12 protein-coding genes and 2 pseudogenes are annotated in these 15,429 nt (G+C 28.3%); 13 read left to right on the top strand and 1 reads right to left on the bottom strand.

All coding sequences use genetic code 11. The features are described 5' to 3' along the window. The first annotated feature begins 2 nt into the window (after positions 1 to 2). The 13 genes and pseudogenes from araD to kpsS all read left to right on the top strand — a co-directional run bounded on the left by araD (position 3) and on the right by kpsS (position 15,228). A complete protein-coding gene (gene araD, locus CAMP5082_RS01890) occupies positions 3 to 716 on the top strand; it encodes an L-ribulose-5-phosphate 4-epimerase AraD (RefSeq protein WP_263664818.1) in 714 nt (237 codons plus the stop codon). Further along, positions 709 to 1,800, top strand: a complete 1,092-nt coding sequence (locus CAMP5082_RS01885; protein WP_337205759.1) for a DegT/DnrJ/EryC1/StrS family aminotransferase — start codon at positions 709 to 711, stop codon at positions 1,798 to 1,800. The genes araD and CAMP5082_RS01885 overlap by 8 nt, the downstream gene beginning before the upstream one ends. Then, on the top strand, positions 1,793 to 2,632 hold the full coding sequence (locus CAMP5082_RS01880; RefSeq protein ID WP_337205758.1) for a glycosyltransferase family 2 protein: 840 nt from the start codon (positions 1,793 to 1,795) through the stop codon (positions 2,630 to 2,632). The genes CAMP5082_RS01885 and CAMP5082_RS01880 overlap by 8 nt, the downstream gene beginning before the upstream one ends. After that, positions 2,629 to 4,428, top strand: coding sequence for an SGNH/GDSL hydrolase family protein (locus tag CAMP5082_RS01875; RefSeq protein ID WP_337205757.1), 1,800 nt, complete (start codon positions 2,629 to 2,631; stop codon positions 4,426 to 4,428). Before CAMP5082_RS01880 ends, CAMP5082_RS01875 begins: the two co-directional genes overlap by 4 nt. A gap of 1 nt (position 4,429) precedes the next feature. After that, positions 4,430 to 6,196 carry a DUF2972 domain-containing protein gene (locus CAMP5082_RS01870; RefSeq protein ID WP_337205756.1) on the top strand — a complete coding sequence of 589 codons (1,767 nt, stop codon included), beginning with the start codon at positions 4,430 to 4,432 and terminating at the stop codon, positions 6,194 to 6,196. A 54-nt stretch (positions 6,197 to 6,250) separates the two neighbouring features. Continuing rightward, on the top strand, positions 6,251 to 7,018 hold the full coding sequence (locus CAMP5082_RS01865) for a class I SAM-dependent methyltransferase (protein ID WP_337205755.1): 768 nt from the start codon (positions 6,251 to 6,253) through the stop codon (positions 7,016 to 7,018). Positions 7,019 to 7,070: 52 nt separating this feature from the next. After that, a pseudogene (locus CAMP5082_RS01860) lies at positions 7,071 to 7,860 on the top strand (class I SAM-dependent methyltransferase); the annotation flags it as partial. Beyond that, a complete protein-coding gene (locus CAMP5082_RS01855) occupies positions 7,848 to 10,172 on the top strand; it encodes a PEP-utilizing enzyme (RefSeq protein WP_337205754.1) in 2,325 nt (774 codons plus the stop codon). The pseudogene CAMP5082_RS01860 and the gene CAMP5082_RS01855, both read left to right, overlap by 13 nt. After that, positions 10,169 to 10,768: a gamma-glutamyl-CDP-amidate hydrolase gene (locus tag CAMP5082_RS01850; RefSeq protein WP_337205753.1), complete on the top strand. Its 600-nt coding sequence runs from the start codon at positions 10,169 to 10,171 to the stop codon at positions 10,766 to 10,768. The genes CAMP5082_RS01855 and CAMP5082_RS01850 overlap by 4 nt, the downstream gene beginning before the upstream one ends. Then, on the top strand, positions 10,765 to 11,526 hold the full coding sequence (locus CAMP5082_RS01845) for a phosphocholine cytidylyltransferase family protein (protein WP_337205752.1): 762 nt from the start codon (positions 10,765 to 10,767) through the stop codon (positions 11,524 to 11,526). The genes CAMP5082_RS01850 and CAMP5082_RS01845 overlap by 4 nt, the downstream gene beginning before the upstream one ends. Then, positions 11,523 to 12,029 carry an adenylyl-sulfate kinase gene (locus CAMP5082_RS01840; RefSeq protein WP_337205751.1) on the top strand — a complete coding sequence of 169 codons (507 nt, stop codon included), beginning with the start codon at positions 11,523 to 11,525 and terminating at the stop codon, positions 12,027 to 12,029. Before CAMP5082_RS01845 ends, CAMP5082_RS01840 begins: the two co-directional genes overlap by 4 nt. Next, complete coding sequence (locus CAMP5082_RS01835; RefSeq protein ID WP_337205750.1) at positions 12,026 to 14,053, top strand: capsular polysaccharide biosynthesis protein; 2,028 nt, start codon at positions 12,026 to 12,028, stop codon at positions 14,051 to 14,053. Before CAMP5082_RS01840 ends, CAMP5082_RS01835 begins: the two co-directional genes overlap by 4 nt. Then, positions 14,050 to 15,228 carry a capsule polysaccharide modification protein KpsS gene (kpsS, locus tag CAMP5082_RS01830; protein ID WP_337205749.1) on the top strand — a complete coding sequence of 393 codons (1,179 nt, stop codon included), beginning with the start codon at positions 14,050 to 14,052 and terminating at the stop codon, positions 15,226 to 15,228. Before CAMP5082_RS01835 ends, kpsS begins: the two co-directional genes overlap by 4 nt. Here kpsS and CAMP5082_RS01825 read toward each other — a convergent pair. Then, positions 15,225 to 15,429: pseudogene (locus tag CAMP5082_RS01825) on the bottom strand (hypothetical protein); the annotation flags it as partial. The gene kpsS and the pseudogene CAMP5082_RS01825 overlap by 4 nt on opposite strands.

Genomic DNA, 15,429 nt, shown 5'->3' with positions numbered 1-15,429 from the left:
AAATGTTGGGTGATTTGAGAGAGGAAGTATTAGAGGCGAACATTGCCTTGGTAAAAGAAAATTTAGTTGTTTTAACTTGGGGTAATGTTAGCGCTATTAATGATCAAGGTGTTGTTGCAATAAAGCCGAGTGGTGTGGAGTATTCTAAGATGTCAAGCAATGATATAGTTTTGTTGGATTTAGATGGTAGAATATTGGAAGGGCAACTAAAACCTTCTAGTGATACACCTACTCATTTGGCTTTGTATAGACAACATCCTGAAATAAAGTGCATCATTCATACTCACTCTCCTTATGCTACTGCATTTGCGCAAGCTGGAAAAAGTATCCAAGCTCTCGGAACAACTCATGCTGATTATTTTTTTGGTGATATTCCAGTATCTAGATCCTTGACAAAAGAAGAAGTGGAGGTAGACTATGAAGTAAATACAGGGAAGGTTATATTGGAAACTATTGCAGGTAGAAATGCTCTTGATATTCCAGGAATTTTAGTTAAGCAACATGGGGTTTTTGTTTGGGGGGAAACCATTAAAAAAGCTTTAGAAAATGCTGTAGTAATTGAGCAAATTGCCTATATGAATTACTTAACTTTAAACCTAAACCTTTCTATAGAAGCCATCCCAAAATTTATTTTAAATAAGCACTTTTATAGAAAACATGGTAATAATGCTTATTATGGACAAAGTAACCAAAGTAAAGGTAAGAAAAATGATTAAGTTTTTGGATTTGCATAAAATTAACAGTAGGTTTCAAGAAAAAATTAATTATGAGATTAAGGAAGTTTTAGATAGTGGTTGGTATATTCATGGTAAAAAAAATGAAGAATTTGTAAAAAATTACTCGAATTACTGTGGTGTAAAATATTGTTTGGGTGTAGCAAATGGATTAGATGGGCTTAGAATTATGTTAAAAGCTTCCGGATTAAAACAAGATGATGAGGTTATAGTACCAGCCAATACTTATATTGCTACAATTTTGGCTATAAGCGATAATGGTTATAGACCTATATTAGTAGAACCTGATATAGAGACTTACAATATTGATCCAAAATTAATTGAAGATAAAATTACGCCAAAAACAAGGGCTATTATGGCTGTTCATTTATACGGACAAGCTGCACCTATGGAAGAAATTTACACCATTGCAAAAAAATACAACTTAATAGTATTTGAAGATGCAGCGCAAGCTCACGGTGCAACATTAAACGGGAAAAAAGTTGGCAGCCTTTCAAAGGCTGCGGCTTTTTCATTTTATCCTGGAAAAAATTTAGGTTGTTTGGGAGATGGTGGTTGTATCACAACCAATGATGAGGAGTTATATTATAAAATGCAAGCATTGTCAAACTATGGTTCACATAAAAAATATCATAATATCTATAAAGGTTTTAATTCTAGACTTGATGAAATTCAAGCAGCGATTTTAAATGTCAAACTTGCTTTTTTGGATCAAGACAATCAAGAGCGTAGAAAAATAGCAAGGCGGTATTTAAATGGTATTAAAAACCCGATGGTTGTTTTACCACGAATGCAAGATGAGATGTCTCATGTGTGGCATTTGTTTGTTGTTCGTGTAAAAAATAGAGATAAATTTCAAGCTTATTTGAGTAAAAATAAAATCGAAAGTATTATTCATTATCCAATACCACCTCATAAACAAGAAGCTTATAAAGAGTGGAATCATTTATCTTTTCCTATAACTGAGCAAATTCATAATGAGGTGTTAAGTTTACCTATATCTCCTATTATGGAAGAATGGGAGGTTTCTAAAGTTATCGAGGTGGTTAACCAGTACGATGAGTAGCTCTTTACCTCTGATTTCTATATTAATTCCTGCTTATAATCATCAAAATTACATTCAAGAATGTATAGAATCAGTTATATGTCAAGACTATGGCAATTTAGAATTAATTATTTTAGATGATGGGTCTTCTGACTTAACTTGGCTTAAAATAATCGAATTAGAAAAAAAATGTAGAGTGAGATTTTCTAATTTTAGTTCAATGACAAGACAAAACAAAGGTATTTATGAAACATTGAATGAGTTGATTGAATTGTCAAATGGCGAATATATTTATTTATTGGCTTCCGATGATAGGATTCAAAATGAAAAAGCAATAAGCATATTATATCAAATAATATCACATGATGATAAAATAGTGTTGGCTGTTGGAGATAGTGAAATTATAGATTGCAATTCTAATCGCATAGCTTGGGATATTAAGCAAAATATTGTTAAATTTAATGAAGGGTACAATACTTTCTGGGAGTATTTTTGCTATAAACACCCTAGGGTGAAAAAAATTTCAAAAGATATGAAAAAATTTGGAAGTTATCGAACTCTCATAAAGGGTAATTATATTCCAAACGGTTATTTAATTCGTGCAGAAAAATTAAAAAAAATAGAGAAATTTACAGCAAAAGCACCTATGGAAGATTGGTTTATGCATTTGCAACTTTCTAAATTGGGTAGGTATAAATTTACTAAAGAGATTTTATTTTCTTATCGTTGGCATGATGAAAATACTATAAAAAATACAAAACAAAATAAAATAAAAAATAAAATAACTAAAAGATATTTTGGTATTCTTCGTTTTTTGTATAGATTTTTTAAAAGAGAAGGATTAAAATTTTGAAAAAAAATATAGTCTTACTTGGTGGAAGTTCTTTTTTTATGCAAAATGGTATCCAAGAAGGTTTAAGGCAAGGTAGCTTGGCATCATCCAAGGAAGAGATTTTTATTTATAATTATGCCATAGGAGCTACAACAAGTATTCAAAATTTATGTGAGTTGGTAAGGCGGCAAAAAGTTTTAAAAACTGCTGATTTGATTATTACTAATTCTAACATAAATGACAGCATTAGTGTTTTAAGTACTAAAGAACAACAACCAATAGAGATATTGTATAGGAATTTATTTTTATACTATCAAGAGTTGCATAAGTTAAAAAAAATAATTCTTGTTCTTATAACTCCTTTTGATCGTGATGATATAAGAAATAAATTTATTATTAATATTCATAGAGGATTGATAAAATATTTTGGATTTAATTTTATAGATATGTATGAATATTATGAACATCATAATTTATTTGAGTTTGGGAAACGAAGAGATACGGTTCATGAGTTTGATTTTGTTATGAGGGAGTTGGGTAGGAATATTATAAAAAATTTAAAATCTTTTTTTATTTCTCAAAAAAATGTAAATCACTTCCTTCAAGAATACTATTTTTTACCTGCAAAAGAACTAGAAGTCGTTAGAGGGAATGTAAAAAAAATACATCACAGTAACTTTTCATACGGTGAAGATGTGGTTAGAATCGAGACAGGTGATATTGTAAAAATACCGGATAAGTATTATAATTATCAAATTATTGCTTTACATACTTGGAACAATCATATCCCATGGGATGAAAAATGGCAAAAACTAGATCAATTTGTTTTGAATTATTCTAGTATTGAGATTAGTAATTTACAAAATAGTGTTATAAAAGAAACCAATTCTTTAATAAATGTCCTTGAGTTGCATAAGGATTTTATTATAAAACCTAATACATATATAAAGTTAAATACTACAAAAAAATGTGAAGAATTATATCATCATGCATATAGTTGGCATGATAAAGCAAAAAATAACAATTTTTGTGACATTGTTGGATTTCTTCTTGTAAGCAAACCTATACAAAATTTTCAAATTAAATTTGATATTTTAAGTAACCAAACTACTTATATTTCTAAAAAACAAGATTTTGGTTATCTTATGCCACCTGTAGAATGGTATAAAGAGATTATAGATGAGTATTGTTCGGTAATGGATCCAAAAAAATTAACACCCCTGCAAAACCAAATAAATACATTAAAATCTACAATTTCATTGTTGGAGCAAAGTAAAAATCAACTATCGCAGGAAAAAAGAGAAATACAAGAGGATAATCTTTCTTTAAAACATATTTTAAATTCTCTATCCACAAAAAAACAACAACTTGAAATTTCAATTTTAGAGCAAGATTTGATTAATAAAAAATTACAAAACAAACAATTACTAAAAATATTAAGCCCGAATATTAAGACGACCACAGTTGATTTTAACTCGGCCAAATTCCGCATTCATAACCAACTCTCTTATAAACTAGGTCAAGCTATGATAGTCAATTCTAAAACTTTTCTAGGTTATATAAGAATGCCTTTTGTATTATCTTATATAAAAGATAAACACAAACAAGGACAAAAAATCTATCAAGAAAAAATACAAAAAGATCCTTCTTTAAAACTACCTCCTTTGGAATCTTATCCTGATTATAAAGAAGCCTTAAAAGAAAAAGAATGTTTAACTTATAAACTAGGACAAGCTCTTATAAAAGCTAATAAAACTTGGTATAGAGGAGGATATATTGGATTGTTATTTGAAATTAAGAAGTTAAAAAAGGAATAAAATGAATATTTTTAGTGCAAAAGATAGAGTTAAAAATCATCTTGCTTATAAATTAGGATTTGCTATTATTCAGCATAAAAAAAATAAAAAACTAATATCTTTGCCTTATAAACTATATAGCATTAAAAAAAGACATATAAAAGAAAAAAAAATCTATAATGATATAGTAAATGTGTTTCCGTATATGAGATATCCATTATTAGAACAATGTAAAGATTATAATGAGAGTGTGCTCTATCAATTCCATCTTTCATATATGTTAGGACAAGCATATATTCGAGCGCATAATAATTGGTATAAAGGAGGTTATATAAATTTTCTATTTGAATATAAAAAAATTTATAGCAAATATCATAAAATACAACAAATTTTAAATATATTACCAAAAGAGCTGCATTCGAAGTTGTTGATGTCTAATAATCTTTTAATAGTTGGCGATTTATTGGTAGATATACATAGTTATAGTCCAATGTTACAAATGATTATCAAAAATTTCGATTTTTTTTTACAACACTTTGATTTAATTCATGAATGGATTAATTCGGATTATTTTTATGAAAAATATAAATACAAAAACCATCCCTATCCTCCATTGGTAGATTTTAGAAAAAATAGTTTTTGCTTCAGCATAGATCAAATGTGGGAGTTAAATATACCATTGCCAAATAAATTTCAATTTATTTATCTATACAGGCATGGCTCTGGAGCACAAAACACAATGTGGTATTTTAGAAATTCTGGACTATATTTTATTGATTGTTTTAGGTGGGGAGAAGGAAAAGATAGATATTGTAAAATGTATTCAATATTAAACAATATAAATAGTAACTGTGTTATTGGTATGAGTGATATTGAGTATAAAAATGTAGAGGAGATGGAAAAATTCATTTTTTTGTTGAGACAAGATGATATGTATATTTTAACGCAAACAAGAGATCCTATAGATTTAATAAAACATGTATGCTCTAGAAGTAGACGCTATACAAAAGAGCAGCTAAATTTAATTAAAAAAAATGTATTTACAATAAATGATTTATTTGATGATGTATATCAGGAAGACTTGCAGGAAAATTATAACAAAAATATAGTAATAATGCGTTTTCCGACAATTTTTTCACATTATAAACATCTAGAAATATTGCAAGATTCTATTAAAAAAATTTACTACATTGACTTTAGTGACATAAAAAGCGATAAGATAATCAATATAATGAATGAGTTTTTTTCAGAATTAAAATTAACACCCTTGTCTATATCTAAGGCTAGAGAGGTATTTGCTGTTAATAGATATAAAGGAAGTTTAAATTTGCTATTTCCTGTTACCTTAAAAATTCATTTAGATAGCAATAAAACAAAAACGATAGCAATAAAATTTATTGAGAATTTTTTCTTGCCGCAAAATATTGATGACTTTGATGATTTTTATAAAATTATCTTTGGTTGTACACATCCGTCATTTGGTGTTTATATTCATAAAAATGAATTGCTTTTCCTACGCCAGAATGGTATTTTGTATGACAAGGTATTGGAATATTTAAAGCTTTTTTTATGTAAACTTTTAAGCCGAATTGATAACGAGGAAAAATATAAGATCAGTATTGAGAATGTATTAAATGAACTAAAGCAAAACCAAGACAAAAGAAATAAATTAAAGTGTATACTACATGAAGAATTATCGTTTTGCAAGAAACATCGTCCAGATATAGTCACCTCTTGGAAATACTATCAAGAATTTGAAAGAATGTGTAAAGAATTAGATGGCGATTAATATCAGAGAAAGATAAAAAGGATATAATTATAAATTAATTTTCAAAGGAGTTTCATGAAACAAGGTGATTTTAGCGAAGTTGCAAAACACTACCATAACAGACCAGCATACTCAAGTATGCTTATAGAAAAGCTCATAAAATGCGTAAATGATCAAAATAAAAACACATTAAAAGTTGTAGAAGTAGGAGCGGGTACGGGAAAGCTTACTAAAATGCTCGCTGATGAGTTTAACCTTTGTATAGATGCAGTTGAGCCAAATGATAATATGCGTGAAGAAGGTATTAAATTTACTCAAAATTCACAAAAGATTACTTGGCACAAAGGTAGTGGAGAAGAAACCACTATGCCTAGTAATTATGCTGATTGGGTGATTATGGCTAGTTCTTTTCACTGGACAGATCCTAAAAAATCCTTACCTGAGTTTGCAAGAGTGCTTACAGGGGAGGGGTATTTCACTGCCATATGGAATCCACGCCATATAGCTAAAGGCTCTGTGTTTTATGAAATTGAAGAGGAAATTAAACATATTGTACCAGAGCTTACTCGTGTAAGTAGTGGAACTCAAAATGTTAAAAACTGGGAAGAAATCTTAGTAAGTACTGGAGATTTTAAGGATTGCTTTTTTATGGAGTGTGATTATAAAGAGCTTTGGAGTAAAGAGCGTTATCTTGGGGCTTGGCATTCTGTAAATGATATTCAAGCACAAGCTGGAAAAGCTAGATGGGAAGAAATTTTAAAAATGATAGAAAATAAAATTTCTTCTATGGATATGATTGAAATTCCTTATAAAATCCGTGCATGGACGGTGCATAAGGCATAGTAAAATCCTTTAGCTTTTTTAGCTTTGCTATTAAAGTTAAAGGAAAAAATGAAAAAAATTAGAACAAGTTTGGGATTATACTAAGCATGCAAAATTTTACTCATATAGACCAAATTATGCGCCACTTAGTATAGATATGCTAGTAGAACTTGCTAAAAGAACTAGCCAAAGTTCTAAAATAAAAGTTGCGGATATTGGAGTAGGTACAGGGAATTTGAGTATTATGCTTTTAGAGAGAGCTTGTAAAGAGGTAGCGGTTGAGCCAAATGGTGCAATGCGTGAAATTGGTATAGAAAGAACTCAAGGTCAAGATATAGAATGGATAAGAGCTACTGGTATTGACTCTAGTTTAAAAGATGGAGAGTTTGATTGGGTGAGTTTTGGAAGTAGCTTTAATGTAATGGATAGATCAATGGCGCTAAAAGAAAGCTATAGATTACTCAAAAAGGGATGTTATTTTACTTGTATATGGAATCATAGAGATTTAAATGATCCTATTCAAAAAATAGCAGAAGATATTATCATTAGTTTTGTTCCAAATTATACAAGGGGTACAAGAAGAGAAGATCAACGCCCTATTATAGAAGCACATAAAGAGCTTTTTGATAATATTATTTATTTGGAAGAAGATTTTTACTTTCATCAAAGTGTAGATAATTACATCAATGCTTGGAAAAGTGTAAAAAATCCTTATTGGGATCTTGAGACTAAAGAAGGCAATGAGTTTTGAGAAAATCACTGATAAGTTAAAACAAGAATTACCAAGCGAATTTGATATTAAATATACAACAAGAGCTTGGAGTGCAAAAAAATATAAAAGAGTGATATTATGGATAGATTAGTTTTTCTAACAAAAGCAAGAAATTTACAGAATTTAAAAAATATACTTAAAAATGCAAAGGTTTTAGATGTAGTTATCACTTCTTTAAAAGAAATCATTCAAGATAAAGAAGAAGTACTTAAAAAAATTACTAACCTAAATGCGAAAAAACTAATCATCCGTAGTTCTTCTAATAGTGAAGATAGTTTAAAAAGCTCCAATGCTGGAGCTTTTTTAAGTTTGGCTAATGTAGATATTAGTGATAAAAGCCAAGTTTTTAACGCTTTGGAAAAAGTAGGTCATTCTATGCCTAGTGAGAATGATGAAATTTTAATCCAACCTATGCTTTTAGATATTAAAAAATGTGGTGTTGCTTTTAGTGTAGATAAGGATAATTTTGCTCCATATTTTTGTATAGAATACGATGAAAATGGTTCAAATAGTTCTATCACAGATGGAAGTGCTAAAAATGCCAAAACATATTTTCATTACCGTGAAAATGAAGATATAAAAGATCCATATATGCAAAAAGTTATTTTGCTATTAAAAGAACTTGAAAATTTATATGATTGTAATTTTTTAGATGTAGAATTTGCTTTTAATGAGCAAGATGAACTTTTTTGCTTGCAAGTTAGACCTTTAATAATGCAAGAAAAAATCAATCTTTTTGATAACCTGCCTAAAGAAGCTTTACATAGACTTTATAAAAGATTTTTATCTTTACAAGAACCAAGATCTAGAGTGCTTGGAGATAAAGCTATTTTTGGTGTAATGCCTGATTGGAATCCAGCAGAAATTATAGGACTTAGACCAAAAAGATTAGCTTTTAGCCTTTATAAAGAAATCATTACAGATAATATTTGGGCTTATCAAAGAGATAACTATGGCTATAGAGATTTAAGATCACACCCTTTAATCCATTCTTTTTTGGGTATTCCTTATGTAGATGTGAGACTTTCTTTTAATTCTTTTATACCAAAAACACTAGATGAGAATATTGCTAAAAAGTTAGTTAATTATTATTTAAATAAATTATATGAAAATCACGAGTTGCATGATAAAGTAGAATTTGATATAGTATTTTCTTGTTATGATTTCCATATGGCTGATAAATTAGAACGCTTATTAGATCATGGTTTTAATAAAAATGAAATCAAACGCATTGAATTTTCTTTACTAAATCTTACTAATTCTATTGTTAATATTAAAAATGGCTTATGTTTAAAAGATATAGAAAAATCAAAACAAATGATTGCGTATTATGAAAATATTATGCATTCAGATTTTTCACTATTAGATAAAATTTATTGGCTTTTAGAAGAGTGTAAAAGATATGGAACATTACCATTTGCTGGTGTTGCAAGGGCTGCGTTTGTAGCTATGACTATGCTTAATTCTTTGGTGGAAATTGGATTTTTTAGTAAAAAAGAAAAAAATGAATTTTTAAATTCTCTTCACACTGTTAGTAAGACCTTGAGCAATGAATTAGCAACTTTAAATGAAGATAACAAACAAGATTTTCTAAAACAATTTGGCCATTTAAGAGCAGGGACTTATAATATTTTATCTCCAAGATATGATGAGGATTTTGATGGGTATTTTGATTTAAAACAAAAAAGTGAAATTCAAAAAGAAAAGGAATTTAAGATTGGCGATGATAAGTTGCAAAAACTTGATCAAATTTTAAAAGAGCATGGAATTGAAGTTAATGCAAAAGAATTTTTTAGCTTTTTGAAAATAGCTATAGAAGGACGAGAATTTGTTAAATTTGAATTTAGTAAACTTTTGTCCAAAGCTATATCGCTGATAGAAGATCTTGGAAATTATTATGGAATATCTAAAGAAGATATGGCTCATTTAGATATTAAGAGTATTTTAAATTTATATTCTAGTGTGTATTCAAAAAGTCCAAAAGATAAATTTTTGAGTGAAATTAATGAAAACAAACAAGAATATGAATTAAGTTTAGCTATAAAACTTCCGGCTTTGCTAACTGATGCGCATCAAATATTTGGGTTTTTTACTAGCTATATTCATCCAAATTTTATCACTCAAAAAAGTATTAGTGCTAATATTGCTTTAGAAAATGAACAAGATTTAAAAGGCAAGATAGTGTTAATCTATGCAGCTGATCCTGGATATGATTATTTGTTTACTAAAGATATTGCAGGTTTTATCACTTGCTATGGTGGTGCAAATTCACATATGGCTATTAGAGCTTCTGAACTTGCTATGCCTGCTGTTATTGGTGTAGGTGAAGAGAATTTTAAAAAATATCTTCAGGCAAAAAAAATTAAAATTGATTGTCAAAGTGAGCAGATATTTTGTCTATGAAATTTATAGCTATTAGTCAAAGAATTTTAGAAAATCAAGATTATCATGAATTAAGAGAATGCCTAGCACTTGATTGGGGGATTTTTTTAAAAAACGAATTAAGTGGTTTTTTACCACTTCCGTTAAGTTATGAGATTGATTTTAAAAACTACATTCCTTATGTTAGTGCAGTGATTTTAAGTGGGGGTAATGATTTAAATTCTTGCAAATCTTCTTTTGTTAATCAAAAAAGAGACGAATATGAGAAAAACATTATAAAACATTGTATGCAAGATAATATCCCTTTGCTTGGAATTTGCAAAGGAGCACAGATGATTGCTTCTTATTTTAATTCTACCATTTGTCCTTGTAAAGATCATATTGGAAATCATGAAGTATATTTAAATAATCAAATAATCAATGTCAATTCATATCATAATTTTGCTATTAAAACATTAGGTAATGAGCTTGAGGTGTTAGCAAATGCAAAAGATGAAACAATAGAAGCTTTTAAGCATAAAAAATTTAGTATTTATGGTCTAATGTGGCATATTGAAAGAGAAAACGGTATGAGTGAAAAAAGTATTTTTAATGCGTGGTTAAAGGATATAAAATGAGAGCTATAATTTTAGCAGCAGGATTTGGTTCAAGGTTAATGCCTTTAACAAAATATAATCCAAAATGTATGGTTGAATATAAAAATAAAAAAATTATAGACTATGAAATTCAAGCTTTAAAAGAAAATAGCATTCATGAGATATGTGTAGTTGGTGGGTATTTATTTGATGTTTTAAAGGATTATGTGAGTGAAAAATATAATTTAGGAATATTTTATAAAAATGAAAATTATGATAAAACTAATATGGTTCAGACTTTATTTTGCGCTAGAGAATTTTTACAAAGTTGTATTGAAGATAAGCAAGATTTGATTATTTCTTACGCTGATATAGTTTATTTTAAGGATAGTATAGAAAAACTCAAACAATCAAAAGATGATTTTGCTGTTATTGTGGATAAAGCTTGGAAAGAACTATGGGTAAAAAGGTTTGAAAATCCACTTGATGATGCTGAAACTTTAAAATTACATGATGATTTTATAGTAGAGCTTGGCAAAAAAGCAAAAAGTTATGATGAAATTCAAGGGCAATATATAGGCTTATTTAAATTTTCTCATCATTTTTTAAAAGAAGTTTTAAAAACTTATGATGAGCTTGATAGAACTTTACTTTATGATGAAAAAGATTTTAAAAATATGTATATGACAAGTTTTTTACAAATTTTAATTAATAAATACAAAAATGCAAAAGCTATAAAAATCAATGGAAATTGGTGTGAGATAGATTTTATGAGCGATTTGAGAGTGGAGATTGAATGAAAAAACCATATATTATTTGGCTTACAGGTTTAGCAGGTAGTGGAAAAAGTACTATAGGTAAAGCATTATATGAGAAATTCAAAAATGAACATAAAAACATTATCTATCTTGATGGAGATGAATTAAGAGATTTGCTAGGACATTATAGCTATGATAAACAAGGTCGTATAGATGTAGCATTAAAAAGATCCCAATTTGCTAAATTTTTAAATGATCAAGGTATGATAGTAGTTGTAACAACCATATCTATGTTTAATGAAATTTATAAATACAATAGAGAAAAATTAAAAAATTATTTTGAGATTTATATTAAATGTCCAATGGAAGAATTAATAAAAAGAGATCAAAAAGGACTTTATACAAAAGCCTTAAATGGTGAAATTAAAAATGTTGTAGGTGTTGATATAAAATATGATGAACCAAATGCGCATTTTGTACTAGATAATTCAATGCAAGAGAATTTAGATGAAAAAGTTGAAATGATTATAAAACAACTATTATGAGACTGTATACCATATCAAAAAAACTAAAAGAAAATGTTAAAAATTTTTATAAGATAGCTTTATATCGTATCTATAAAAATATTACAAAGAAAGATATTTTTGTAGGTTGGGGTAGAAAAAAATCAGGTTTAAAAGCTATAGAACTAGCTAAAAAATTTAATGTAAAATTTTTACTTTTAGAAGATGGTTTTTTGCGTTCGTTAAATTTAGGTGTAGAAAATAGCCCAAGTTTTTCTATCGTCAAAGATGATATAGGAATTTATTACGATGCGACTGCACCATCTAAGCTTGAAAATATTTTAAATACTTACGAATTTAGTTCTGAAGAATTAGAGCAAGCAAAAAAAGCCATAGAACTCATAAAAAAAGAAAAACTTAGCAAGTATAACAATAATCTTTGCATACCAAGAGAGCTTTTTGGATCTAATGAAGAACGCGTATTAATCATCACTCAAGTAGCAAATGATGCTTCTCTTAAATTTGGCCTAGCTGGTAGTTTTTCAACTCAAGATATTATAAATGATGCTATCAAAGAAAATCCAAATGCTAAAATATACATTAAAATTCATCCTGATGTATTAAGTGGTAAAAAGCAAAGTGATTTTAACGCACAAGATTTACCAAGTAAATGTGTAGTTATAAAAGAAAATTATAATCCCATCGAATTGCTAAGTCATTTTAAAAAAGTCTATACTAAAACTTCTGGTATGGGGTTTGAAGCTTTGATGTTAGGATGTGAATGCGTGTGCTATGGCGTACCATTTTATGCAGGCTGGGGTTTAACTCAAGATAAGCAAGCGTGCAAAAGGAGGCTTAAAAAAAGAACTTTAGAAGAGGTTTTTTATGCTACTTATGTTTTATATAGTGAATATTTTAATCCTTACTTAAATCAAAAAAGTGATATTTTTGATACTATTCATACTTTAGCAAAGTATAAAAAGATAGAGCATGCTAATTCAAATACTTTGTATTTTTTAGGTTTTACTTTGTGGAAGCGTTGGTTTATGAAGCCATTTTTTAAAGCCAAAAGCAACAAAATCATTTTTTTAAACTCACTTGATGAGCTTTATAAAGTGAATTTAAATCCTGAAGATAAAATTTTTATCTGGGGTAAAAAATATGATAAAGCTTTACTAGCTAGAGATTTTAAAAATGAAATTTTCTTAGTAGAAGATGGCTTTTTACGCTCAGTTTTTTTGGGTTCAGATCTTACACGTCCTTTTTCTTTGATAATAGATAGCAAAGGCTTATATGTTGATCCAAGTAAGCCAAGCGATTTAGAAGATATTTTACAAAATCACATCTTTGATGAGAATTTAACACAAAGAGCTAAAAAACTCATCACCACCATCACGCAAAATAAATTTTCAAAGTATAATGGCTTAAAGCATGAAAAGCTAAATTTTAACACCAATAAAAAAATTATTTTAATTCCTGCTCAAGTAGAAGATGATGCTTCTATGATCTTAGGTGGTGCAGGTTATGATACTTTAAAACTTCTACAAAGTGTGAGAAAGGCCAATGAAAATGCCTTTATAGTTTTTAAACCTCACCCTGATGTTTTAAGTGGTAACCGTAAAGGTTTAAAAGATAAAAGCATTATTTTAAAATACTGTGATGAAATTATAGAAAATGTCAGTATAGATAGCGCTATAAATGCAAGTGATGAAGTGCATACTATAACTTCCACAAGTGGTTTTGACGCTCTTTTGCGTGGCAAAAAAGTAGTAGTATATGGCAAGCCTTTTTATGCAGGCTGGGGTTTGACAAGCGATTTACATGAAATCCCAAGACGTACAAGAGTGCTTAGTTTAGAAGAACTAGTTGCGGGAGTTTTGATCCTTTATCCAAGATACATCCATCCAAAAAGTAAAAATTTATGTGAAGTTGAGCTTGCATTAGATATAATGTTAAAAATGCAAAAAGATTATTTTTCTAAATTTTATTTGCGTTGGTTTATAGATATAAGAATTTATATATTAAGAAAAATAAGAAGATTGATAGAATTTATTTTGATTAGATGAATTTAAGTAAGAAGTTAAAAAAATTTTCTGGTAAAAATGTTTTATTGCTCCAAGGACCTGTGGGTGGATTTTTTCGTAAAATTGCTACAAAAATTCCAAAAGCTAAGGTTTATAAAGTAAATTTTAATGGTGGAGATTTTTTCTTTTACCCTTTTAAAAGTATTAATTATACTAAAAGCTTAACCGAGCTTGAAGACTTTTATAAAAAGCTTTTTGAAGAAAAACAAATTCAAGTTATCTTGATGTATAATGATTGTAGAAAAGTACATGAGATAGCCATTAATGTTGCTAAACAAATGGGTATTGAAATATGGATTTTTGAAGAAGGCTATATAAGACCAAACTTCATTACTTTTGAAAAAGATGGAGTGAATGCAAATTCGACTTTACCAAGAGAAAAAGAATTTTATCTAAGTCAGAAAAAATTTGATAAAGATTTTAAATTTAAAACTTTCTCAAGTACTTTTAAAAATATGGCCTTTGCTTCGTTTTTATACTGGCTTTTTGCTTTTTTATTTTCTTGGTATTTTAATAATTCTTTGCATCATAGAAGCTTAAAATTATTTGACTTTTTACCTTGGCTTTGCTCAGTATATAGAAAAAATAAATACAAAATCACAGAAAAAAGTTTAAATGAAAAAATTCTTTCTCTAAAACAAAAGTATTTTTTAGCTATTTTGCAAGTGCACAATGATACTCAACTCTCCCATCATTATAAAAAAACTACAGAAAAATTTATAGAAGAAGTGATTATCTCTTTTGCTAATCATGCTAAAGCAAAGTCTTATTTGGTTTTTAAACATCATCCTATGGATCGTGGTTATAGAGATTATACTAAGCTTATAGAAGATTTGAGCTTAAAATACAATGTCGAGGGTAGAATTTTATATGTACATGATTTACACTTACCTACACTCTTAATCAATGCAAGAGGCACTATAGTTATAAATAGCACAGTAGGGCTTTCTGCTTTATACCACAACAGCCCCTTAAAAGTTATGGGAAAAGCCTTTTATGATATAGAAGGCCTAACGTATCAAAAAAGCTTGCATACTTTTTGGAAAGAATGCAGAGCATATAAACCTGATGTGGTTTTGCACGCTAAATTTAGAAATTATGTGATATATAAAACCCAAGTTAATGGGAATTTTTTCAAAAATACTAGTTTAGATTAAATTTTCTTTTTATAGTTTTTTGCAATTTTTTTTAGTTTAAAAGGCAAGCTTAAATAGCCTATTTTAAAAGGAGTTCTTGAAGCTTGTAAAAGTGCATTACCTAAAAGATAAGGCAAGTGTGTTTTGGCTATTTGAGCGTGTTTATAGTCTGCATAAGCCTTTAGTGGCGGTAGATTTTTTTGATCTTTTTGATTTTTAAAA

It is taken from the genome of Campylobacter sp. LMG 17559 (assembly GCF_024723605.1).
GTDB lineage: Bacteria > Campylobacterota > Campylobacteria > Campylobacterales > Campylobacteraceae > Campylobacter_D.
Note: the sequence above shows the minus strand (reverse complement) of the source record. Positions and strands in the feature narration are given on the sequence as shown.

Coding starts and splice junctions, on each gene's coding strand:
- CAMP5082_RS01840 (WP_337205751.1), top strand. CDS start 11,523: ATGAAAAAACCATATATTATTTGGCTTACAGGTTTAGCAGGTAGTGGA.
- CAMP5082_RS01855 (WP_337205754.1), top strand. CDS start 7,848: ATGGATAGATTAGTTTTTCTAACAAAAGCAAGAAATTTACAGAATTTA.
- CAMP5082_RS01845 (WP_337205752.1), top strand. CDS start 10,765: ATGAGAGCTATAATTTTAGCAGCAGGATTTGGTTCAAGGTTAATGCCT.
- CAMP5082_RS01885 (WP_337205759.1), top strand. CDS start 709: ATGATTAAGTTTTTGGATTTGCATAAAATTAACAGTAGGTTTCAAGAA.
- araD (WP_263664818.1), top strand. CDS start 3: ATGTTGGGTGATTTGAGAGAGGAAGTATTAGAGGCGAACATTGCCTTG.
- CAMP5082_RS01880 (WP_337205758.1), top strand. CDS start 1,793: ATGAGTAGCTCTTTACCTCTGATTTCTATATTAATTCCTGCTTATAAT.
- CAMP5082_RS01865 (WP_337205755.1), top strand. CDS start 6,251: ATGAAACAAGGTGATTTTAGCGAAGTTGCAAAACACTACCATAACAGA.
- CAMP5082_RS01870 (WP_337205756.1), top strand. CDS start 4,430: ATGAATATTTTTAGTGCAAAAGATAGAGTTAAAAATCATCTTGCTTAT.
- CAMP5082_RS01835 (WP_337205750.1), top strand. CDS start 12,026: ATGAGACTGTATACCATATCAAAAAAACTAAAAGAAAATGTTAAAAAT.
- CAMP5082_RS01850 (WP_337205753.1), top strand. CDS start 10,169: ATGAAATTTATAGCTATTAGTCAAAGAATTTTAGAAAATCAAGATTAT.
- kpsS (WP_337205749.1), top strand. CDS start 14,050: ATGAATTTAAGTAAGAAGTTAAAAAAATTTTCTGGTAAAAATGTTTTA.